This window comes from Rhizobium sp. AN68 (assembly GCF_030758035.1).
In the GTDB taxonomy this organism is placed as follows: domain Bacteria; phylum Pseudomonadota; class Alphaproteobacteria; order Rhizobiales; family Rhizobiaceae; genus Agrobacterium; species Agrobacterium tumefaciens.
Genome location: NZ_JARWMI010000003.1, coordinates 2,095,992 through 2,117,230, shown reverse-complemented (window position 1 = coordinate 2,117,230; position 21,239 = coordinate 2,095,992). Strand labels below are relative to the sequence as shown.

19 protein-coding genes and 1 pseudogene are annotated in these 21,239 nt (G+C 60.7%); 9 read left to right on the top strand and 11 right to left on the bottom strand.

All coding sequences use genetic code 11. From position 1 onward, the window contains the following. Nucleotides 1–44: 44 nt before the first annotated feature. Nucleotides 45–536, top strand: coding sequence for an NUDIX domain-containing protein (locus RBH71_RS23390; protein ID WP_003513554.1), 492 nt, complete (start codon nt 45–47; stop codon nt 534–536). Nucleotides 537–553: 17 nt separating this feature from the next. On the opposite strand, the gene RBH71_RS23385 is transcribed toward RBH71_RS23390, so the two are convergent. Next, the gene (locus RBH71_RS23385) at nt 554–1,546 is read right to left on the bottom strand and encodes a glutathione S-transferase family protein (RefSeq protein ID WP_003513553.1); all 993 of its coding nucleotides are present in this window, start codon (nt 1,544–1,546) and stop codon (nt 554–556) included. 296 nt (nt 1,547–1,842) lie between these two features. On the opposite strand from RBH71_RS23385, the gene RBH71_RS23380 reads away from it, so the two are divergent. After that, a complete protein-coding gene (locus RBH71_RS23380; protein WP_323687524.1) occupies nt 1,843–2,412 on the top strand; it encodes an N-acetyltransferase in 570 nt (189 codons plus the stop codon). Between the two features lie 242 nt (nt 2,413–2,654). Next, a complete protein-coding gene (locus RBH71_RS23375; RefSeq protein ID WP_003513550.1) occupies nt 2,655–3,968 on the top strand; it encodes an MFS transporter in 1,314 nt (437 codons plus the stop codon). Nucleotides 3,969–4,001: 33 nt separating this feature from the next. Here RBH71_RS23375 and RBH71_RS23370 read toward each other — a convergent pair whose 3' ends face one another. The 5 genes from RBH71_RS23370 to RBH71_RS23350 form a co-directional block, all read right to left on the bottom strand. After that, nucleotides 4,002–4,415 (bottom strand): GNAT family N-acetyltransferase, encoded by a 414-nt coding sequence (locus tag RBH71_RS23370; RefSeq protein ID WP_003513546.1) that lies wholly within the window; start codon nt 4,413–4,415, stop codon nt 4,002–4,004. A gap of 87 nt (nt 4,416–4,502) precedes the next feature. Continuing rightward, the gene (locus RBH71_RS23365; RefSeq protein ID WP_003513544.1) at nt 4,503–6,590 is read right to left on the bottom strand and encodes a hypothetical protein; all 2,088 of its coding nucleotides are present in this window, start codon (nt 6,588–6,590) and stop codon (nt 4,503–4,505) included. Between the two features lies 1 nt (nt 6,591). Beyond that, nucleotides 6,592–9,402: a DUF4159 domain-containing protein gene (locus tag RBH71_RS23360; protein WP_003513543.1), complete on the bottom strand. Its 2,811-nt coding sequence runs from the start codon at nt 9,400–9,402 to the stop codon at nt 6,592–6,594. Next, nucleotides 9,399–10,313 (bottom strand): DUF58 domain-containing protein, encoded by a 915-nt coding sequence (locus tag RBH71_RS23355; protein WP_003513542.1) that lies wholly within the window; start codon nt 10,311–10,313, stop codon nt 9,399–9,401. The genes RBH71_RS23360 and RBH71_RS23355 overlap by 4 nt, the downstream gene beginning before the upstream one ends. A gap of 111 nt (nt 10,314–10,424) precedes the next feature. Continuing rightward, nucleotides 10,425–11,435 (bottom strand): AAA family ATPase, encoded by a 1,011-nt coding sequence (locus RBH71_RS23350; RefSeq protein ID WP_003513541.1) that lies wholly within the window; start codon nt 11,433–11,435, stop codon nt 10,425–10,427. A gap of 175 nt (nt 11,436–11,610) precedes the next feature. Here RBH71_RS23350 and RBH71_RS23345 point away from each other — a divergent pair. From RBH71_RS23345 to RBH71_RS23335, 3 genes and pseudogenes are all read left to right on the top strand, one after another. Next, nucleotides 11,611–12,239, top strand: a pseudogene (locus tag RBH71_RS23345) (DUF1285 domain-containing protein). Further along, entirely contained in the window at nt 12,236–12,874 is a 639-nt protein-coding gene (locus tag RBH71_RS23340; RefSeq protein WP_003513539.1) for an NUDIX hydrolase, read from the top strand. The pseudogene RBH71_RS23345 and the gene RBH71_RS23340 overlap by 4 nt, the downstream one beginning before the upstream one ends. Further along, the gene (locus tag RBH71_RS23335) at nt 12,871–14,127 is read left to right on the top strand and encodes a CCA tRNA nucleotidyltransferase (RefSeq protein WP_003513538.1); all 1,257 of its coding nucleotides are present in this window, start codon (nt 12,871–12,873) and stop codon (nt 14,125–14,127) included. The genes RBH71_RS23340 and RBH71_RS23335 overlap by 4 nt, the downstream gene beginning before the upstream one ends. Nucleotides 14,128–14,153: 26 nt before the next feature. On the opposite strand, the gene RBH71_RS23330 is transcribed toward RBH71_RS23335, so the two are convergent. The 3 genes from RBH71_RS23330 to hemF all read right to left on the bottom strand — a co-directional run bounded on the left by RBH71_RS23330 (nt 14,154) and on the right by hemF (nt 15,759). Continuing rightward, nucleotides 14,154–14,339 carry a DUF1059 domain-containing protein gene (locus RBH71_RS23330; RefSeq protein WP_003513537.1) on the bottom strand — a complete coding sequence of 62 codons (186 nt, stop codon included), beginning with the start codon at nt 14,337–14,339 and terminating at the stop codon, nt 14,154–14,156. Nucleotides 14,340–14,458: 119 nt separating this feature from the next. Further along, on the bottom strand, nt 14,459–14,725 hold the full coding sequence (locus RBH71_RS23325; RefSeq protein ID WP_003513532.1) for a hypothetical protein: 267 nt from the start codon (nt 14,723–14,725) through the stop codon (nt 14,459–14,461). A 122-nt stretch (nt 14,726–14,847) separates the two neighbouring features. After that, a complete protein-coding gene (gene hemF, locus RBH71_RS23320) occupies nt 14,848–15,759 on the bottom strand; it encodes an oxygen-dependent coproporphyrinogen oxidase (protein WP_003513531.1) in 912 nt (303 codons plus the stop codon). 129 nt (nt 15,760–15,888) lie between these two features. Here hemF and RBH71_RS23315 point away from each other — a divergent pair, with 129 nt between their 5' ends. Beyond that, nucleotides 15,889–16,164 (top strand): hypothetical protein, encoded by a 276-nt coding sequence (locus RBH71_RS23315; protein ID WP_003513530.1) that lies wholly within the window; start codon nt 15,889–15,891, stop codon nt 16,162–16,164. 3 nt (nt 16,165–16,167) lie between these two features. Here the strand turns inward: RBH71_RS23315 and RBH71_RS23310 are convergent, their stop codons facing one another. Both RBH71_RS23310 and RBH71_RS23305 read right to left on the bottom strand, forming a co-directional pair. Next, the gene (locus RBH71_RS23310; protein ID WP_003513528.1) at nt 16,168–17,820 is read right to left on the bottom strand and encodes a Na/Pi cotransporter family protein; all 1,653 of its coding nucleotides are present in this window, start codon (nt 17,818–17,820) and stop codon (nt 16,168–16,170) included. 172 nt (nt 17,821–17,992) lie between these two features. Continuing rightward, on the bottom strand, nt 17,993–18,466 hold the full coding sequence (locus tag RBH71_RS23305; protein ID WP_003513525.1) for a tRNA (cytidine(34)-2'-O)-methyltransferase: 474 nt from the start codon (nt 18,464–18,466) through the stop codon (nt 17,993–17,995). A 225-nt stretch (nt 18,467–18,691) separates the two neighbouring features. On the opposite strand from RBH71_RS23305, the gene RBH71_RS23300 reads away from it, so the two are divergent. Together RBH71_RS23300 and RBH71_RS23295 are read left to right on the top strand one after the other, a co-directional pair. Beyond that, complete coding sequence (locus RBH71_RS23300) at nt 18,692–18,847, top strand: hypothetical protein (RefSeq protein WP_003513522.1); 156 nt, start codon at nt 18,692–18,694, stop codon at nt 18,845–18,847. 382 nt (nt 18,848–19,229) lie between these two features. Beyond that, nucleotides 19,230–21,080 carry an ABC transporter ATP-binding protein gene (locus tag RBH71_RS23295; protein WP_003513520.1) on the top strand — a complete coding sequence of 617 codons (1,851 nt, stop codon included), beginning with the start codon at nt 19,230–19,232 and terminating at the stop codon, nt 21,078–21,080. Nucleotides 21,081–21,239 lie beyond the last annotated feature (159 nt).

Genomic DNA, 21,239 nt, shown 5'->3' with positions numbered 1-21,239 from the left:
ATGCGGCACGTCCAATAAAAGCCTGCCGACAGGGGGAAACCAGGGTGAATGACGAGAGAACCGAGCGGCAGGCACGTCCGTTCCACACGCGTATCCTTATCCGCCTGCTTCATTTCGTTTTTCTGTTCACACGCGGTGCCACCCTCGGTGTGCGTGCGCTCTGCTTCGATGATGCGGGGCGGATTTTTCTGGTGCGGCATACCTATCTGCCCGGCTGGTATCTGCCTGGCGGCGGGGTGGAACGCGGCGAAACGCTGCTGATGGCGCTCAACAAGGAAATCCGCGAGGAAGGCAATCTCGAGGCTGCGTCGACCCCCGAGCTTGTCCATGTCTACCTTAATCTGGAAGGCAGCAACCGCGATCATGTGGCGCTCTACCGGCTTCAGGTTACCCAGACCACGCCGAAAAAACCGGATCACGAAATCACCGAAAGCGGTTTTTTCGATCTCTCGGACCTGCCGGAAAATGTAACGCCCGCCACCCGCCGCCGCCTTGCCGAACTTTCCGGCAAAGCGGCGATTGCCGACTACTGGTAGCGGCGGCGTCTCTGCCGTCAGGCAAGCGTCTCACGGCCATGGGCCATGGTCAGGTCCAGTTCCGGGCCAACGGGCACGATACCTGTCGGGTTGATGGTGAGGTGGCTGCGGTAATAATGTTCCTTGATGTGGCGGATATCGACTGTGTCCGGCACGCCTGGTGTCTGGTAGAGGTCGCGGAGGTAACCCGTGAGATGCGGGTAATCGTGAATGCGGCGGATGTTGCACTTGAAGTGGCCGACATAAACAGGGTCGAATCGCACTAGCGTGGTGAAGAGACGCCAGTCTGCTTCCGTCTGTTCTGCACCGAACAGGAAACGGCGGTCCTTCAGTCGGTCTTCCAGCATATCAAGCGTTTCAAACACCTTCACGGCATTTTGCTGATAAGCATCCTGCGTGGTGGCGAAACCGGCCTTGTAGACGCCGTTGTTGACGGTGTCGTAGATAACGTCGTTCAGCGCATCGATGTCGGCGCGCAGTGCTTCGGGATAATAATCCGCAGCCGATCCGGTAAGGTCGTTGAAAGCCACGTTGAACATGCGGATGATTTCGGCCGATTCATTGGAGACGATGGTGCCGCGTTCTTTGTCCCACAGTACCGGCACGGTCACCCGTCCCGAATAGTTGGCATCCGCTCTGGTATAGACCTGCCACAGTGTGGAAAAGCCGAAGAGGTGGTCCTCGGTTGCACCCGGAGTGCGTTCGCCTTCCGGTCTGAACTCCCAGCCGTTTTCCAGCATCAGCGGATCGACGACGGAGACGGAAATCAGGTCTTCCAGCTTTTTCAGCTTGCGGAAAATCAGGGTGCGATGCGCCCAGGGGCAGGCGAGCGACACATAGAGGTGGTAGCGATCCTTCTCGGCCTTAAAGCCACCTTCGCCGGAAGGTCCGGGCGCGCCATCCACCGTTACCCAGTTGCGAAATTGCGAGGCGCTGCGCTTGAAGTGCCCCTTGGTTTCCTTGGTGTCGTACCAGACGTCTTTCCATACGCCTTCCACCAGCATGCCCATGACGATCTCCTTGATTGTTTCCTTGACCGCAATTCTAACCGTTTAGCGCGGTGCCGCGAACCCGTAGTGCATTGAACAATGCGTTTCCGGTCTCGCATGGGCTGAATGGAATAGTGCCGAGATTTGTTCTGGACGGGTGGGAATTTTCCTGATAATTGCGATTTTCACAAATCTGAGGAAATTGTAGATTATGATCGAAACACGGATGCTCCGACGACGCTGACGCTCCTGAACGCCTTTACCGGCGCAGCCGTCATCTATTGTCGCATCCGCATTTTGGAAGTTTCGGTCTCTTCATGTCCAAGCACGATCTTGTCTACCTCACCGAGGACGCGTCGCACGACGCCATCATCGAAATCATCAACGAAGAAGCATTCGGCCCCGGTCGGCACACCCGTGCCGCCGCGCGCATTCGCGAGCAGGGTCCGCATGACCGGTCGCTGTCCTTCGTCTGCGCCGATGATGGTGAGACGATCGCTTCGGTGCGCATGACGCCGGTTCTGGCCGGTGGGGTGAAGGGCCATATGCTCGGCCCGCTTGCCGTGCGGCCTTCGCACAAGAACATGGGCATCGGCCGTGAACTCGTCCGGATTGCTATCGCTGCCGCCCGGCGGAAGGGTTCGGAGGCCGTCATTCTGATTGGCGATCCGCCCTATTACATGCCGCTCGGTTTCGAAAAGGTAGGCTACGCGGCGCTTGATTTTCCAGGTCCGGTGGATCCGAACCGGGTGCTGGTCGTGCCTGCTGGTGACGACGTGCACCAGCGGATGAAGGGCAAGATCGGCTGGCGCAAATGCGAGGCCGCCATGCCTGCCGCCCAGGCGGAAGACGACGGCTTCGAGGAGCCTCTTCGGGTTTACGGCTGACGGATTTCTTTACGTCGGATTTCCCGCCCCTCACCAGTGCGTCCTTTTCCCTCATTCCTGTGACAGGCACAGAAATGAGGAACGGGGCGTTGAGTCGCCCATACACTGGCCGGTTATTTCGCTAAAGATGACGGGATGGTGTTCTGCCTTGAAACCATGCATCCGACTTCGCAAAATTCAATTCCGTTTCTTTCCCCTATGCGATAGCACTCGATAGTCGATTTCGGCACGGGGGCGAGCATATGACGGCAATCACCATGAACGATGCGCTGGAACGCGCAGGTGCGGGCGCCTATCAGCGGCGGTTGATGGGTATTTTCGGCCTCGTCTGGGCAGCGGATGCCATGCAGGTGCTGGCGGTCGGCTTCACCGCCGCCTCGATTGCCCTAACGTTTGGACTGACTGTTCCGCAGGCCCTGCAAACCGGAACGGCCTTCTTCTTTGGCATGCTTTTAGGTGCTGCCGGTTTCGGGCGTCTGGCGGACCGTTACGGTCGCCGCCGTGTGTTGATCGTCACCGTGGCCTGTGATGCCGTGTTCGGTGTACTTTCCGTCTTTGCGCCGAACTTTGCCATTCTTCTTGTCCTACGCTTTTTAACGGGTGCGGCTGTCGGCGGCACCCTGCCGGTGGACTATGCGATGATGGCGGAATTCCTGCCCGCAAAGAACCGGGGCCGCTGGCTGGTCATGCTGGAAGGCTTCTGGGCCATCGGAACCCTGATCGTGGCGCTTGCAGCGTGGGGCGCCAGCCTTGCCGGTGTTGCCGATGCCTGGCGTTATATTTTCGCGGTTACGGCTTTCCCAGCCGTTGTGGGTCTGGGTTTACGGTTCATGGTGCCCGAATCGCCGCTTTACCTCGTGCGGAGAGGCCGATCGGACGAAGCCAAGGCCATCGTCAACCGCATGCTGGTGGTAAACGGCCGCGCGCCACTTGATGCCGGGACAGGGCTTTTTCAGCCGGAGGTGTCGAAGGGGCAGGGGATATTTTCGCCGGCGCTCAGACAGCGCAGCATCATGATCCTTGCCATCTGGTTCCTTGTTTCCGTTTCCTATTACGGCGTCTTCACCTGGATGCCGGCAAAACTGGCGGGAGACGGTTTTGGCTTCGTGCGCGGTTATGGTTTCCTCGTGCTGGTGGCACTGGCGCAGATACCCGGCTATGCGCTTGCCGCCTATGGCGTTGAAAAATGGGGCCGCAAGCCGACGCTGATCGGTTTCTGCCTGCTGTCCGCCCTCGGTTGCCTGCTCTTCACGCTCGCTACAGGCGGAGCAATGATCGCCACTTCGCTTCTGATCATGAGCTTTGCGCTGCTCGGCACCTGGGGTGCGCTTTATGCCTTCACGCCCGAATTGTATCCGACGGAATCGCGTGCGACCGGCATGGGGGCTGCGGGCGCCATGGCAAGGCTGGGCGGCCTTCTGGCGCCGTCGTTCCTGGGTTATGCCATCGCGCAGGGCTTCGGTTTCGCCATCGGCATTTTCGCTGGGCTGCTGGTGCTGGCTGCGATTGCCGCAACGATGATCAATGTCGAAACGCGGCGGGTGGCGCTCTCCTGACACTGCTGCGCCAACCGCTTTCTTTCGAACGGATTAGAAACGCTTTTCAAGCCATGTGATCGCCTGGCCGCTGGAGAGGGGGGCAAGCGAGCCGATCTTGGTGAAACCGCAGCGCTCATAAAGCCTCAGCGCATCCGGGTTCATCGTGTCGATGTAAGCGCCGATGCAGCCGCGCTTTTTGGCTTCTTCCTCCGCCATCGCCAGCAGCTTCGGGCCAGTGCCCTGACCGCGCAGGATTTCCGGCACGAAGAGAAGCTGCACATAAAGCCAGCCGCGGCCGGTATAGCCGACAAGACCGCCGGTGACGGTGTTCTCATCGTCGCGGATGGTGATGATGAGTTCGCGTTTGTCGCTTTCGCCAAAACGGGCGAGATTATAGGCCACCAGGGGATCGCGGATGGCCTTTTCGGCTTCTGCATCCGCGATGTCGCTCAAAACGAAATTCATGATTATCTTTCCCGGGTCGCCGAGCGGCGGCCGTTTCTCGTTTCCACTGCGAGACGTGAAAGCGCCTGAGCTTCCACCGGAAAGTTCCTACCGGCCCTCACGCCACCAGAGCGCGGAGAAGGCAAGGAGCAGGGCGGCAAGCCCTGCAAAACCGGCAAACAGCGGTAGGGTGTTGACACCTTTCAGCACCGTCTCATCGGTCATGCGTATCAGCATGCGATCCTCATCGGCAACCCTGATATCGCCTCTGACAGGCAGGATATCGGGCAGCGCCACGCGGCCCGAATTGTCGGCGACACGGTGCACGCTGCCCTTGGTGGCGTCGGCCAAGGGCTTCAGAGTTTCGGTCGTCGAAATCATTGCCTTGAATTCCGGCGCATCCACCGCGCCGACATGGACGAGCGTGGTGAAATCGCCGTTCTTGATTTCGAACAGGCCGGTTTCGTCCATGCGACGCTCGATCTTGTAAAGACCTGGCTCGGTATTGTTGAAGGCCATGTTTTCGGTTTTGCCCGAGGGGAAATGCACGCTTGCCTGACCGGGGTCGTCGCCGATGGTCTGGCGGGTAATTTGCAATGTGCGACCGTTGGCGCGTGCCGTCAGCGCCTCTTCCTCAAGCTCCGGTTCCTTCATCAGCCAGTGGGCGATGCGGCGGTAAAGCGCCACATGCGGGCCGCCGCCTTCGTAACCCCGCGCCCAAAGCCAGCCCTGATCGGAAAGCAGCATGGCGACACGGCCTTCACCCTGGCGGTTCAGCACCAGCAGCGGGTCCTGCCCGTCACCCAGCATCACGGTCTGGCCCTGCGGCGGCTCGACGCTGACGGTGCGGAACCAGCGGCCCCAATGCGGCGGCTCATCGCCCGACCCTTCCAGCCCGCGGGTAACGGGGTGTTTCTTGCCCGCTTCCGAGAGGCGGGGATAAAAGGCGGACTGATGCACCTGGCCTGTCGGCTGGGCCGGCAGCACGGATGCAAGCGGCGTCATGGCGATCGAATCCTGACCGGCATGTTCCGGGCCGGCTGCGATCAATAGCGCGCCGCCCTTTTCGACATATTGCGCGATGTAATCGTAATAGAGGATCGGCAGCACGCCGCGATGCTGGTAGCGGTCAAAGATAATGAGGTCGAAATCCTCGATCTTTTCCACGAACAATTCGCGTGTGGGGAAGGCGATCAGCGACAGTTCGTTGATCGGCGTACCGTCCTGTTTTTCCGGCGGGCGCAGAATGGTGAAATGCACCAGATCAACCGAGGCGTCGGATTTCAGGAGGTTGCGCCAGGCGCGCTCGCCCGCATGCGGCTCGCCGGAGACCAGCAGCACGCGAAGGTTCTGGCGGATACCTTCTATCAGGTGAACCGCACGGTTGTTCGCGGCCGTCACTTCGCCGGGAAGCTCGGCGACGGAAAATTCCATGACATTGTTGCCGCCGCGCGGAACCTTGAAAGTAAAGGGGGTCGGCTGGCCGGGTGTGGCCTGCAAGGTGGCGATTTCTTCGCCGTTCATCTTCACGGTTACTTCCGCCGAACCACCGCCTGCGGCTGCACGGCCATCATCGAAGACGCGCAGCGTCAGTTGCTGTTCCTCGTTGACGATGCCAAAGCGCGGCGCGCGGACGATCTCGATACGGCGGTCGAATTCATCGGCCTTGCCGGTGATCAGCCCGTGGAGGGGAGCGCGGAAACCAAGCGCCTGTTCGGCATTGGGCAGAGCATTCGGAATATCATGGATCTGGCCATCGCTGAGGAAAATCGCACCGCCGACGCGGGAGGGTGAAACATCCGAGACGGCGGAGGAGAGGGCCGAGAAAAGCTGCGTCGAAGGTGAATCGCTCTCACCATCATCACGCACTTCCACGATGCGCGGTTCGATGCGCGGGAAGCGCGACAGCCGGTCTTTCAGCGCGGCAAGCGCCATATCCGTCATCTGCGGTCGGTCCTGCACGTCCTGGCTCTGCGATCGATCGACGATAACGGGGACGATTGTGGAGAGAGGCTCGCGTTCCTCCTGCGTCAAAAGCGGATTGGCGATGGCGGCAAGCAGGGCGACAAGCGCCAGCCCGCGCAGCCATGCGCCGCGCACGCCGCGCCACAGGCCGATGAGGGAGAGAAGAAGGGCGGCGACGGCCAGAACGGCAATAACGATCCACGGCAGGAAGGGGGCGAATGTCAATGTCATGTCACTGCCCCAACCGTTCGAGAAGTGCGGGAACGTGTACCTGATCGGCCTTGTAGTTGCCGGTCAGCATATACATCATGATGTTGACGCCAGAGCGAAACGCATGTTCGCGCTGCAACTCGTCCGGCGGCACAGTGGGCAGCACCGGTGCGCCCTGCGCATCGACGGCCCATGCGCCGGCAAAATCATTCCCTGTTATCATGATCGGCGTCACGCCATCGCCGGAGGAGGAGAGGCCGGATGTCGTCTTCGCCGCCCCCTGGCGCGATTCCACCCAGAGCGGCGAGCCGTTGTAACGGCCGGGGAAATTGGTGAGCAGGTAGAAAGACCGCGTCAGGACGTGGTCTTCCGGCACGGGCTCCAGCGGCGGAATATCGATATTGGCGAGGATCGCCTGCAAACGTTCGCCATTGGGGCTGGTCGCGCCAGTGTCGAGCGACGAAAACTGATCGCGCGTGTCGAACAGAACGGTGCCACCGGCGCGCATATAGGCATCGATACGCGATATGGCAGCGCTCGACGGCATGGGGGCGGAGGCCGACACCGGCCAGTAGATGATCGGGTAAAAGGATAATTCGTCCTTGGATATATCGAGGCCGACCGGCTGGCCGGGCTCCAGCGTCGTGCGCCATGTCAGGAATTCGCTCAATCCCTGCAAACCCTGTTCGGAAATGCGGTCGACATCGTCCTCGCCGGTGCGGACATAAGCGAGATGCGTCGTGTCCAGCCGCTCGAAAATCTGCTCGTCACCGGGTTTGGGGTCGTCGGCGCGCGCATCGCTCGGGGACATGGCTGCAAAAGCGCCAATGGCCAGCAGCACGGTGGCAGCCGTAGCGCTGCGGGCTTTCGGCAGGCGTGCGAAGGCGCCGTTCATGAAGAGCACGATGAGACTGTCGGCAATCAACATCAGGAAGGCGGCGATGAACAAGGCCGGGCGCAGCGATTTCGCCGTTTCGCCGATCAGTGCCTCGCTGGTGGTGTTGACACCGGCGAGCGAGGTATCGAGCGGGCGAAGCGTGGCGCCAGCCGGTAGAAGATTGAGAGCCACGAAACCATCCTCTGTGCCATAAAGGCCGGGGGGATTGTCGAAACCGGTGCGGGGAGCCTGACCGGGGCGCATTTCCAACGGCCGGGCGGAGCCGACATCGGCTGACAAAGCACCTTCGGCCGTCAGTAGCCGGAAGGGCGGTAATGCTGCGGCCGGGGCATTCGCGGAGGTGGAAGCACCGCCTGCCTTGGACAATTGCACGATACGGCGCAACATATCTACGAAGTGGCCTGATATCGGCAGATCGGACCAGCTTGCCTCGGCGCTGACATGGAACAGCACGATGCGGCCCGCTTCGACATTGCGGGTGGTGACGAGTGGCGTGCCGTCGGCAAGGCTCGCCCAGGTGCGCTCGGCAAGGTCGGGTGTCGGTTCGGCAAGAACCTGCCGTTTTACGAGCACGCCATCGGCCTTCGGCATTCCGGCAAAGGCGCCGAAATTCGGGAAATCGGCAAGCGGCTGTGGCTCGGCCCATGAGAGCGCGCCGCCAAGTGCGCGTTCACCCTGCCGCAACGTCACCGGCACCAGCGGATCATTGGTGGGGGCTGCGGCAAGGCGCGGTCCGGCAAAACGGATCAGCGTGCCGCCGGCGGCAAGCCAGCGCTGCATCGGCTCATAGGTCTCCTGCGGCAGACGTCCGATATCGGCCATGACGATGACGGAAGGATTGGATTGCAGGATTTCCGGGATCGCCTGCGCAAGATCTGCCTGTCGTTGCGGGATGAGATCGACAAAAGGCTGAAGGGCGCGGCTGATGTAATAAAGCGGCTGCAGAAGCGGCTGGAAATCATTGCCGGTTTCACCGGCCAGCAGCGCCACGCGGCGGCGGCGGAAACCGTCATCCAGAAGATGCACCGCGCCCGCCGTCGAAACTGCCTCGATGGAGAGGCGGGCGAAGTCGTTGCGCAATTCGAAAGGCGCTTCCACCGTCGCCGTCGTTTCCGCTTCGCCGGGGGCGAAACTGGCGGTGCCAGTGGCAAGGATGCGGCCCTGGCTGTCCTGCGCATTGACGGTCAACCGGCTGGGGGAGGCTGTGTCGAGCCGCGATAGCGTGACGCTCATCGCATCGGCATTGTTGGCGGCGCCGGTAATGGCGGCGATGGATTTCCCATCACCCGTGACGATGCGGAACTCGGCAGCTGAGAGGCTGGTCAGCGTTTTGAGTGCGCTTTCATCCTGCGCGGTGGCAACGCCGTCGGCAATATAGGCGAGCGTGCCGGGGGAGGTGCCGTTCAGCGCCTCGGTAATGGCTTCCGCCGTGCGCACGCGGTCGGGCGCAAGCGGCTTCGGCTTGGCGGCGGCGAGCTTGTCCAGCGCCCCCGCCGTGGTGGCCGGCACGGCGTCGTGTTCGGCATCTGCGGTGAAGCTGATGGAAACGGGGCGATCAGCCCGTTCCGCGTCGCCGATCAGGGCCTGAGCGGTTTCGACGCGTCTCTGCCAATCAGTTGCGGAGGCCCAGCTATTATCGACCACAAGCACCAGGGGACCAGTGCCGGCAATGCTGTTGTTGCGGGGGTTCACCACCGGATCGGCCAGCGCGAAAATCACGGCGGCGGCGAGCGCGATGCGCAGCAATGTCAGCCACCACGGGCTTTTCGAGGGCGTTTCCTCGCGCTTCAGCACGGTGGCCAGAATTTTCAGCGGCGGAAAAACCTCTGCCTTGGGGCGCGGCGGGGTGAGCCGCAACAGCCACCAGATGGCTGGAAGCGCCAGAAGGCCGAAGAGAATATAGGGGCTGGTGAAGACGAAGGGCAATGCGCTCATCGGTTGCCACCGCCTTGCGCGGGCGCACCGGATAAATACATGTGAACAGCCACAAGCGCCTCGGAGGCGAGATGATCGGTGCGGTGAAACACGAAATTCCAGCCTAGACGGCGCAGCGAAGAAGACAGCGCTTCGCGGCGGGCGAGATAGGCGCGGGTATAATCCTCGCGAATGGTTTCTGCGCGGCCGGAGACGAGTTTTTCACCGGTTTCCGGGTCGGTAAATTCGGTGCGGCCCGAATAGGGGAAGGTTTCTTCGGCCGGATCGGCGATTTCCACCACATGGCCGCGCAAGCCGCGCCGTGCGAGTGGCGAAATCCGCTCCATCACATTTTTCGCATCGTCGAGAAAATCGCCTATGAGGACGATGTCGCTTGCACCGCGGATCATGCCCGTTTCCGGCATGCCTGTGGTGAGCGGCGCGTGCATGATGGCGGCAGCCAGACGTTCGGCGGCGTTTCTGGCCGAGATGGGCTCCATGATACCGGGACAACCGATACGCTCGCCCGAGCGCGCAAGGATTTCCGCCAGCGCCAGCATCAGCACCAATGCGCGGCTTTCCTTGGAAACGGAGCCGAGGGTGGATTTGAACATCATCGACGGCGACATGTCGGCCCACAGCCAGATGGTGTGAGCGGCTTCCCATTCCCGATCGCGCACATAGGTGTGATCGTCGCGGGCCGAGCGTCGCCAGTCGATGCGCGACAGGCTCTCGCCTTCGGCATAGGGGCGGAACTGCCAGAAATTCTCGCCGATGCCACGCTTGCGGCGGCCGTGCCAGCCGGCGGTGACGGTGTTGGCGATGCGCTTGGCTTCGACCATGCAGTCCGGCACCAGTGCGGCACGCTGGCGCGCGCGCGCCAGGACTTCGCTACCCGGTGTCTTATCTACGATCTGGCCGATGGATGCCACAGGCACTCCTTTCGAGAAAGCTTAGGCAGATGTCAGAGCGGCGGGCCGCTCCGAGTTTTTGTCGAGTATCGGATTTTCCGAAAACAGCGTCACACTTTTCGGTCCGATGCCTTAGTTCTTCGCCTGCTCCACAAGGGCTGCGATGACATCGCGCACCGACATGCCTTCGGCGCGGGCGGCGAATGTCAGCGCCATGCGGTGCTCCAGCACCGGTTCGGCCAACGCATAGACATCGTCCAGCGACGGCGCGAGCCTGCCTTCGTAAAGCGCACGGGCGCGTGCCGTCAGCATCAGGGACTGGCCGGCGCGGGGACCCGGGCCCCAGACAACGTGTTTGTCGGTCAATTTGTTGCCGTGGCCGGGGCGGGCAGAGCGGACAAGCGAAAGAATCGCGTCCACCACCTTGTCGCTGACTGGCATCTGGCGGATGAGGGCCTGGATTTCCATCATGCGTTCGGCGTCGATAACCTTGCGCGCCTCGCCCGATGCGGTGCCTGTCGTGTCGAGCAATATCTGGCGTTCGGCGGCAAGCTCGGGATAGCCGACATCCACCTGCAGCAGGAAGCGGTCGAGCTGCGCTTCAGGCAGTGGATAGGTGCCTTCCTGTTCCAGCGGGTTCTGGGTTGCGAGAACGTGGAACGGTTTCGGCAGGTCGTAACGCTGGCCGGCCATGGTGATGTGATATTCCTGCATGGCCTGCAGCAGTGCGGACTGCGTGCGCGGGCTGGCGCGGTTGATTTCATCCGCCATCAGCAATTGCGCAAACACCGGACCTTTTATGAAGCGGAAGGAGCGCCGCCCGTTTTCATCCTGATCCATGACTTCGGAGCCGAGAATATCCGATGGCATGAGGTCCGGTGTGAACTGGATGCGGTTGGCATCGAGCCCGAGAACCGTTCCAAGCGTGGTGACGAGCTTGGTTTTGGCAAGGCCAGGAACGCCGACAAGCAAGGCGTGGCCGCCCGAGAGTATGGCGAGAAGCGTGTTCTGCACCACTTTTTCCTGGCCGAAGATGACCTTGGATACCTCCGCGCGGATCGCGGCAATATCCGAAAGCGCCTTTTCGGCCGAGGCGACGATGGCTTTTTCGTCGAGGGTTTCGCCGGTATTCATCACGCCCATGTCGCTCTCCTCATACCTTTGCCGCCGACCCATTCCTGCCCCGATCTTGATGGCCATTGGCCGGGGCGGATTTCGCGCTGCAACTAGCTTATTGCTCTCTTGGCCGCTGACAAGCGCCATTCGAATGACTATGTCGTGACTTAGTATTTCCTTATCGGCAAAGCGAGACTCGAATATGGCAGCGGAGACGATAAATTCGGCAAGCGATGCAGCAGGGCTGGCGGCGATGATTTCACGCGCCGCCGAGCAGACCGGCGACGCCAAACGTGGACCTGCGCCGGTGGAGCGCTGGAATCCCCCTTTTGCGGCGATCTCGACATGGAAATCCTCGCAGACGGCACCTGGTTCTATATGGGTACGCCCATTGGCCGGGCGCCGCTTGTGCGGCTATTTTCCACGGTCCTGCGCAAGGATGACGACGGCAAGACCTATCTTGTAACTCCTGTGGAAAAAGTCGGCATCCGCGTGGTGGATGCACCTTTCGTGGCCGTCGAGATGAAGGTGACGGCGGGCGAGAAGGATGGCGGACCGCTGCTGACCTTCCGCACCAATGTCGGCGATGTGGTGGAGGCCGGGCCGGAGCATCCGCTACGCTTTACGATTTTCGGAGAAAACCGCGAATTGAAACCCTACATTCTGGTGCGCGGCAGGCTGGAGGCGCTCGTCTCGCGGGCGGTGATGTATGATCTCGTGGCACTCGGCGAGGTGATCGATGTGGACGGTGTCGAGATGTTTGCCGTGCGCTCGGGCGGGGTTGTCTTTCCCGTGATGCCCGCCAATGAACTGGAACGGCTTTCGCAATGACAATGACGACAACCCGCCTTGAAACTTTTACCGCCGCCGATTTCCGCCGCCGGGTGCTGGAGGAAGGCGAGGGCGTGGCGGAACGCGAGAATGGCGATCATCTGCTCAATCCGGGCGTGGTGCTTTCGGGAAACGGCATAAGGCTAAAGGACGCCGCCGTGCTGGTGCCTGTCATCGACGACGGCAACGAAGCGCGGGTGATCTTCACCCAGCGCACCGCAACCCTGCGCAAACATTCCGGCCAGATTTCCTTTCCGGGCGGTGGCATCGATGCCGGGGACCGCACACCGGAAGAGGCGGCCCTGCGCGAGACGGAAGAGGAGATCGGCCTCTCGCGATCTTTCGTGGAAACGGTCGGGCGTCTGCCGGATTATATTTCCGGTACCGGTTTTCGCATCAAGCCGGTGCTGTCGGTCGTTCGTCCCGGCTTTGACCTGACGCTCAATCCCACGGAAGTGGATGAGGTTTTCGAGGTGCCGCTGTCTTTCCTGATGGACCCAGCCAATCACGGGCGCGGCAGCCGCATCTTTCAGGGGAAGGAGCGGTTTTTCTACGAAATGCCCTATGGCGAGCGCTACATTTGGGGCATTACGGCGGGCATCGTGCGGACGATTTACGAGAGGTTTTATTCATGAGCAGCCTTGCCGGGCGGGACTGGTTTGAAAAGCCGTCGCTGAAGCGCATCTTCGCGCTGTTGAACGCCGATGGCGGCGAGGTGCGGATCGTCGGCGGCGCCGTGCGCAATGCGCTGATGGAACAACCGGTCGTCGATGTCGATATGGCGACGACGCTTACCCCCGATGTGGTGGTTGAGCGCGCCAAGGCGGCGGGCATCAAGGCGGTACCGACCGGCATTGAACACGGCACGGTGACGCTGGTGATCGACGGCGAAGGTTTCGAGGTGACGACGCTGCGCCGCGATGTCGAGACCAATGGCCGCCATGCGCAGGTCGCTTTTGGCACAGACTGGCAAACCGACGCCGAGCGGCGCGATCTCACCATCAACGCACTTTACGCTGACGAGAAGGGCAAGATCATCGACCTCATCGATGGCCTTCCCGACATTGAAACAGGAACCGTGCGTTTCATCGGCGATGCGGCAATGCGGATTTCGGAAGATTATCTGCGGATTCTTCGCTTCTTCCGCTTTTTCGCCCATTATGGTTCCGGTCGTCCCGATGCCGATGGCTTGCGCGCCAGTGCGCGAGCCAAGGACAAGCTGGGGACGCTCTCGGCCGAGCGGGTGTGGAGCGAGCTGAAAAAGCTGCTTTCCGCGCGCGATCCCTCCCGCGCCTTGCTGTGGATGCGGCAATCCGGCGTGTTGGCGGAAATTCTTCCCGAAACGGAAAAATGGGGTATCGACGCCATTCACGGGCTGGTGGCAACCGAACAGGCGCTTGGCTGGACAGTTGACCCGATGCTGCGGCTCGCTGCGATAGTGCCGCCCGACAGGGAGAGGCTAGCGGCGCTTGCTGCGCGGCTGCGGCTGTCCAAGGCTGAAGCTGCATATCTCGCCCACTGGGCTTCCGCGCCGGTGATCGAGCCGGAGATGAAGGAGACGGCGCTCGACCGGCTGCTTTACCGGCAGGGCGTTGACGGTGTGAAGACGCGGCTGAAACTGGCGCTTGCCTCGGCCCGCGCCGACCTTTCAGGCGGTGAGGCGGCGATGCAGAAAGTCGCGCGGCTTTCGACGCTGCTGACGAGAGCGAACAAGTTCCACAAACCCGGCTTTCCGCTGAGCGGCGCTGATGTGATGGCCGCGGGCGTGGAGTCCGGTCCGAAGGTAGGCGAGGTGCTGAAAAGCCTCGAAGAAAAGTGGATCGACGTCAATTTCTCGCTAGACCGGGCAGCGCTGACCGCCCGGCTGAAGGATATGCTGGAGAATTGAGATCGCAGTGCCGGAGGCGTTGCGGCTCAGGCCGCGTTTGCCTCGTCGCGGATGCGGGATTTGATGTTTTCGATCATGTTTTCGCGGATGATGGTTTCGCCGTGGGCCGATCGCATATGTTCCACGGTGCGGCGTACGACTTCCGCGTCGTCATCCGCGCGGGTGTGCCAGGCACAGCCGGGCACGAGCGTTCCACATTCAAACAGTCTCATGGTCTTGCCTCCCTGTTTTAGACAGAGGGACAGCCTGCAAATGCCTGCTGTCCCTCTGACAAGAAACGAACGGTCGCCGCTAATGTTCCAGAGCGGCGTCCGCTGACCCTGTTCAGGCCCTATTCGGGCATCGCCCAGCACTGGAAAACAGAGGATGTGCCGGCTGCCGGGATTTTTGTACGAGGCATTTCGTCATTGTCGGCCCGCGTCACCGCTTTTCCGGCAAGCGTGCGTTTTACTTGTTCGACATAAAAGGAATGCGGCAGTTCGCGATCGCCGGTGGCACGCATTTCCGCTGCCATGCGGTCGATCAAATCAGGGGTATCGATGGAATGCGAGGCTCCCTCAGCGGAAGCGGATATAGGCATGCTGTTCGAAGTAATCATGACGATAGCTCCTCCAGTACGTCTGCACGCAGGAGATTATCATTGCCTTTATTTTTCCATAAGTCCTAATTTGCGCGATTTGCGCCCAAATTCCTGACGGGCGTCAAATTTACGTGAGTATTTCAGGGCCAGCGGACCACGGGCGGCAGGGAAGACAGAATCGATTCGACATTGCCGCCGGTCTTGAGGCCGAAGATCGTGCCGCGGTCGTAAAGCAGGTTGAATTCCACATAGCGGCCACGGCGAATAAGCTGCTCGTCGCGGTCCTCTTCCGTCCAGGGCTGGTTGAAGTTGGACCGCACGATTTTTGGGTAGACCAGGTTGAAGGCGCGGCCAACATCCTGCACGAAGGCGAAATTGGCGTCCCAGCCGCCCTTTTCCTCTTCCGGGTGCAGCCAGTCGAAAAAGATGCCGCCGGTGCCGCGCGGCTCGTTGCGGTGCTTGAGGAAGAAGTACTCGTCGCACCACGACTTGTAGCGCGGATAGTCGGCCACGGGATGGCGGTTACAGGTGATCTCGAAGCCGCGGTGGAAAAGCTGGGTGTCCGGATCCTGTTCCGTCCGCCGGCGTCCAAGCACGGGCGTCAGGTCCGCGCCGCCGCCGAACCAGTGGCTGGTGGTGACGACCATGCGGGTATTCATATGAACAGCCGGCACATTGGGATTGACCGGATGGGCGATCAGCGAAATGCCCGAGGCCCAGAAGCTGGGGTCTTCTTCCGCACCCGGTATCTGCTGGCGGAATTCCGGCGAGAACTCACCATAGACGGTGGAGGTGTGGACGCCGACCTTTTCGAAGACGCGGCCCTCCATCATCGACATCTTGCCGCCGCCGCCCGCGCCATTGTCGCGCAGCCAGTCCTTCTGCACGAAGCGTCCCGGTTCCTGATCGGCGAGCGGGCCGCTCAGCTCGTCTTCAAGGGTTTCGAAGGAGGTAACGATGGTGTCGCGCAGATGCTGGAACCAGGCCTGGGCGGCGGCCTTCTTGTCTTCTATGTCCTCGGGCAAGCCCTTCGGCAAAGATGGCCGTTCCATGCATGTTCTCCTTTGGTGAAGTCGATTCCCTGTCGCATCTAGCAGGTGCTGGCCTTGCGCACAAATTCGACTCGCCAAGTTCACATGCGGGCACTATCTTTAGCGATGTAGGTGCCAGAGGTGAATATCATGACGAAATTTGCCGGACCGCCGCCCCTGGACGGGCTGAAGCGCAGGATCGCCAATCACCGCAAGGCGCGTGAAAGTGACGGCGGCGATCCGATGCGCAACGGCATGTTCGTGCGGCAGACCTTTTGTCTCAACCGTGAAGAAGCCCGTGCCAAGGCGCGCGAGTGGTTCGACAGTTTTCCGAAGGCCGCCTATTGGACCGAAGTGGAAAGCTGGCGGCAGCTGGAAGGCGACCGCATCGAATTCACCATGCGGCGGCTTCCTTCGGCAGACTAAGCTTTAAGCACGCGGTTCGGCGTAACGCAGGCGGCTTTCGATCAAAACGCCGCTTTCATCCAGAATGGGATGCGCCACAGACACGATATGGGCGTTTATGCGCTTCAGGTCGCGCAGCATGTCGAGATGCAGTGAACTCGTCTGCATGCTTTCCGTCAGCCCATCGCGCAGCCGCTCCAGATGGCGGTTGGACGACTGTTTTTCGAGGCGGCGTATATCCACCTTGCTTTCCATCAGCCGGCGGGCGAGATCGAAATCGCCGGTCACCAGAATGCTCTGGGCGGCCCGCAGATTTTCGATTGTCATGTCGAACAGCGTCTTCAACTCCTCATAACCGTCGTCGGAAAATTTGAAGCTGTTCAGCACCTTCTTGCGGATCTGCTCGCAAATGCCTTTTTCGATGATGTCGCCGATATGTTCGAGATTGATCGCGTAATCGATGATGGCGATCGAACGGCGCGCTTCGTCGTCTGCAAGCCCTTTGCGCCCCAGTTGGGAAAGATAGACCTTCACCTCCTGCTGACGGCGATCGACCTTCTTTTCGAGCAGGGACACTTCCTGAAGGGGTGCCAGATCATTATGCTTGAAGGCGTTTTCGGCGCGGATCAGCATGCGCTCGATAGCATCGCCGACGCTCAAGACCTCACGCGTGGCATTGGCGAGCGCCACAACAGGCGTATCCAGCGCCTGCTGATCGAGGAAATTCGGGCCATCTTCGGCTTTCGGATCGCCCGGCACCAGCTTTGCCATCAGGTCGGATATGAGGGCTGAGAACGGCCAGACAACCGCTGCCAGAATGACATTGAAGATGAGATGCGCATCAACAGGCAATTTGGCGGGCGAAAGCGGCAATTGCTGCAAAAGCGTTGCGCCATAGGATGCGAGTGGCATGGCGATGAGGCAGCCGATGGTGCGCACCACAAGGTTGCCGATGGTGATGCGCCGCGCCGAGGCCGGGCCGGAGAGCGTGGCGATGACCGGCGGAATGGCGCCGCCGAGATTGGCGCCGAGAATGAGAACGATGATGAGACCGGCGGACAGCGTGCCGGTAGCAGCAAGCGACAGGATAAGCACCACGACAGCGAGGCTGGAGGAGGAGACGAAGGCCAGCACGGCGGAGAAGATCAACGCGACGGGCCATGCGCCATCAAGCAGACCGATGAAGACGCCAAGGGCTGGCGAGGCACGCATCGGTTCGGTCGCGCCGCTCAACAGATGCAATGACAGAAGCATCAGGCCGATGCCGATGACGGCGGTTCCGCCACCTTGTCGGGCGTTTGAGCTACCCTTTTTGAGCACGATACCGGAGAGGATCAGCAGCGGCGACAGCCACTCCACACCGGCCGCGACAATCCAGGCGGTGACGGCGGTGCCGACATTGGCGCCGAGCAGCACGACCTGCGCCATGCGCGGCTTTATGAGATCGCGTTCTGCGAAGGAGGCGACGGTAAGCGCGGTTGCCGTCGAGCTTTGCAGCGCGACAGTGGCGAAAAAGCCGGAAAAGAAGGAACGCGGGCCGCTCTGGGTGCCGGTCGCCAATACACTTCGCAGTTTCATGCCGAAGGCACGGGTAACCCCGTCCTTGACCTGGGCAAGACCAAAGAGCAGCAGCGCGACTGCGCCGAGAAGGTTGACGATGACAATGGTGGATTGCATGCGACGTCTCCTCACACCCGCCGGCGGATGGCTGCGGCGAGGGCGATTTTTGTTGTCCGGCTAATAAGTATAGGAGCCTGAACGCCTTCGGTACAGGCCGGGTTGCGACAGTTTTGAAGCAAAAACGGTCAATTTTTGTATTTGCACGAAAAAATGGCGCTAAAAAAGGCGCTTAAGACCATGCAGTCTGGCGCAAAGCCTCGCCGGTGATCATCGCGGCGGACATTGCGACGTTGATGGAGCGCTGCCCCTCGACCATCGGGATGATGATTCGCTCCTGCGCCTTCTCATGCACGTGGTCCGGCACACCAGCACTTTCACGGCCGAAAAGCAGGATATCGTCGTGGCGATAGGCGATTTTCGTATAGGGCAGGGCGGCCTTGGTGGAGGCGAGAACGAGGCGGCGGCCGGTGGTTGCGCGCCACTCCTCAAACCGGTCCCAGCTGACGTGGCGTGTCAGCGCCGCCGCTGCGATATAATCCATGCCTGCCCTTTTCAGGTTTCGGTCGGAAATATCGAAACCTGCCGGCTCGATGATATCGACGCCGAGGCCGAGACAGGCCGCCAGCCGCAGGATCGTGCCGGTATTGCCGGGAATATCCGGCTGGTAGAGGGCAATCCTGATTTCGGGTCTGATGTCGCTCATTGTCTTCTCACCGCGTTTGGAATGCCGGAGCGCTTATCACGGGCGGCGGGTTTGTGACAGATGCAGCCCGAGAGGACCGTTTCGAAGAGTGCCGTATTCATTCGCGTGACACACAGTCGGGCTACCCATTAACCATCGTGTCGTCAGGCCGATCCGGCATATCCGGTTGCGTCGGATCGGCGTTGTTTCGATCCGGATCCCGCGCAGCAAAAACAGGAAGATATCATGTCCGAACGGGCGAATTTCGTCCATTTGACCGACCTGCATGTGGGCAATCTGCAGGTGCAGGACGATGATCTTTATTCCGACACCTCGGCCACGCTGGCCGATACTCTGGCGCAGATCAAGGCGCTCGGGCAGGCGCAGGAAGCCGCCGAGTAAGCTGTGCATCCAGGCATCACGACGGGCGGAGACCTTCGCGGGTCATCTCCGCCCGTTCGGCAGAATTGGTCGCAATCGAGAGCTTTTCTGACGCGTTCGGCATCTTTGCGGCTGGTCAACGATTAATTTTTGCGCTACAAGGCGACATCTTCAACACCAGCTAGGGAGGTTCTGATGCAAAATGACATTCGTATTCGCCTCCCGGCCCCAGTAGTGCTGCTGCTGGCCTAGGTGTTACCCCCGCGGTTCGACCGCGTTTCCCATAGTCTGATTCGTCATGTGGCTGTTGCGGCCATATCCAATACTTTTCTGTTCCGTCGTGAGCCATATTTGCGTTTGCTCACGTTTCACGATGGGGCGATTGCTTGCCGGAGCTTGGCCTATGTTTGGCTGGTTTGAAAAACGCCTTGATCCTTTTCCCTCTTCGGCGCCGTCTGTGCCGCCGAAGAAGCTTTTGCCGTTCGTGTGGCATTATGTGCAGCCCGCATGGCCGTGGCTCCTGCTGCTCGGCCTGATGTCCATGGGTATCGCCGTTGCGGAAGCCATGCTCTACAAATTCCTCGGCAGCATCGTTGACTGGCTTTCCACGGCCAATCGCGAGACGTTTTTTGCCGATGAGGGCTGGCATCTGATGGTCATGGCTGGGCTGGTGCTCTTCCTGCTGCCACTGATGGGCGCTATCCACACCATGACGATGCACCAGACGCTTGCCGGCAATTTCGGCATGATCGCGCGCTGGAAGATGCATCGTTTCCTACTGCGCCACTCCATGAACTTTTTCGCCAACGAATTTGCAGGCCGGGTTTCGACCAAGGTGATGCAGACGGCGCTGGCGATCCGCGAAGTGGCGCTGAAGGTGATCGACGTGTTCGTCTACGCTATCAGCTTCGTCGTCTCGATGCTGTTCATGGTCGCGGCCGCAGACTGGCGGCTGGTCATTCCGCTGCTGGTATGGCTCGGCATCTATATGGGTATCCTCACCTATTTCGTGCCGAAGCTCGGCCGGCTCGCACAGGAGCAGGCCGATGCGCGCTCGATGATGACGGGGCGTATCGTCGACAGCTATACAAACATCTCGACGATCAAGCTGTTTTCGCATGCGGGCCGCGAGGAAAGATATGCGCGTGAGGGCATGAACGTGTTTCTCGGAACCGTTCACCGCCAGATGCGCAAGATTTCCGGCTTCAACATCCTGATCGACCTCAACAATGCGGTCGTGCTGTTTTCCACGGCCTCGCTCGGTCTTTATTTCTGGATGCAGGGCTCGGTCACGGCCGGCTCGGTTGCCATTGCCATCAGCCTTGCCATGCGCGTCAACGGCATGTCGCAATGGATCATGTGGGAAGTCACCTCGCTGTTCGAAAACATCGGCACCGTCTATGACGGCATGTCGATGATGACGAAGCCGCACGATATCGTCGATGCTCCGAAGGCGCCGCAGCTTGCGGCACCGCAGGGCGCGATCCGTTATGATAACGTCCGCTTCCACTACGGCAAGAACAAGGGCGTGATCGACGGGCTGACGCTGGATATCAAGTCGGGCGAGAAGGTCGGTTTGGTCGGGCGTTCCGGTGCGGGCAAGACGACGCTGATGAACCTGCTCCTGCGTTTCTACGATCTGGAAGCGGGCAAGATCACCATCGACGGGCAGGACATCTCCAAGGTGTCGCAGGACAGCCTGCGCGAGTTGATTGGTGTGGTGACGCAGGATACTTCGCTGCTGCACCGTTCGATCCGCGACAACATCGCCTATGGCCATCCCGAGGCCACCGACGAGCAGGTGATCGCGGCGGCAAAGCGGGCGAATGCCTGGGACTTCGTGGAAACGCTTGTCGATATGCATGGCCGCCAGGGTCTCGATGCCCAGGTGGGCGAACGCGGTGTAAAGCTGTCCGGTGGCCAGCGTCAGCGTATCGCCATTGCCCGCGTGTTCCTCAAGAACGCGCCGATCCTGGTACTTGATGAGGCGACCTCGGCGCTCGACTCGGAAGTCGAGGCGGCGATTCAGGAAAATCTGTTCTCGCTGATGGAAGGCAAGACGGTGATCGCGATCGCGCACCGCCTGTCGACGCTGACCGAAATGGACCGGCTCATCATCCTCGACAAGGGTCAGATCGTGGAATCGGGCAGCCATGCGGAACTGGCGGCGATGGGCGGTATCTATGCCGATCTATGGCGGCGCCAGTCCGGCGGCTTCATAGCCGACCACGAGGCGGAAGTGGCTGCCGAGTAAGGAGAGCTCGACGGGCGGGAAGCATGGTTTCCCGCCCTTTCGTTTGCGGTTCGCGTTTATCTATGTAGGCGAGTTAAACCTCTCCTCCGTCATACCGGCCTTGAGCCGGTTTCCAGTCACGGCGCGTCTGCGCCGTGACTGGAGTCTCCCGCGATCAAA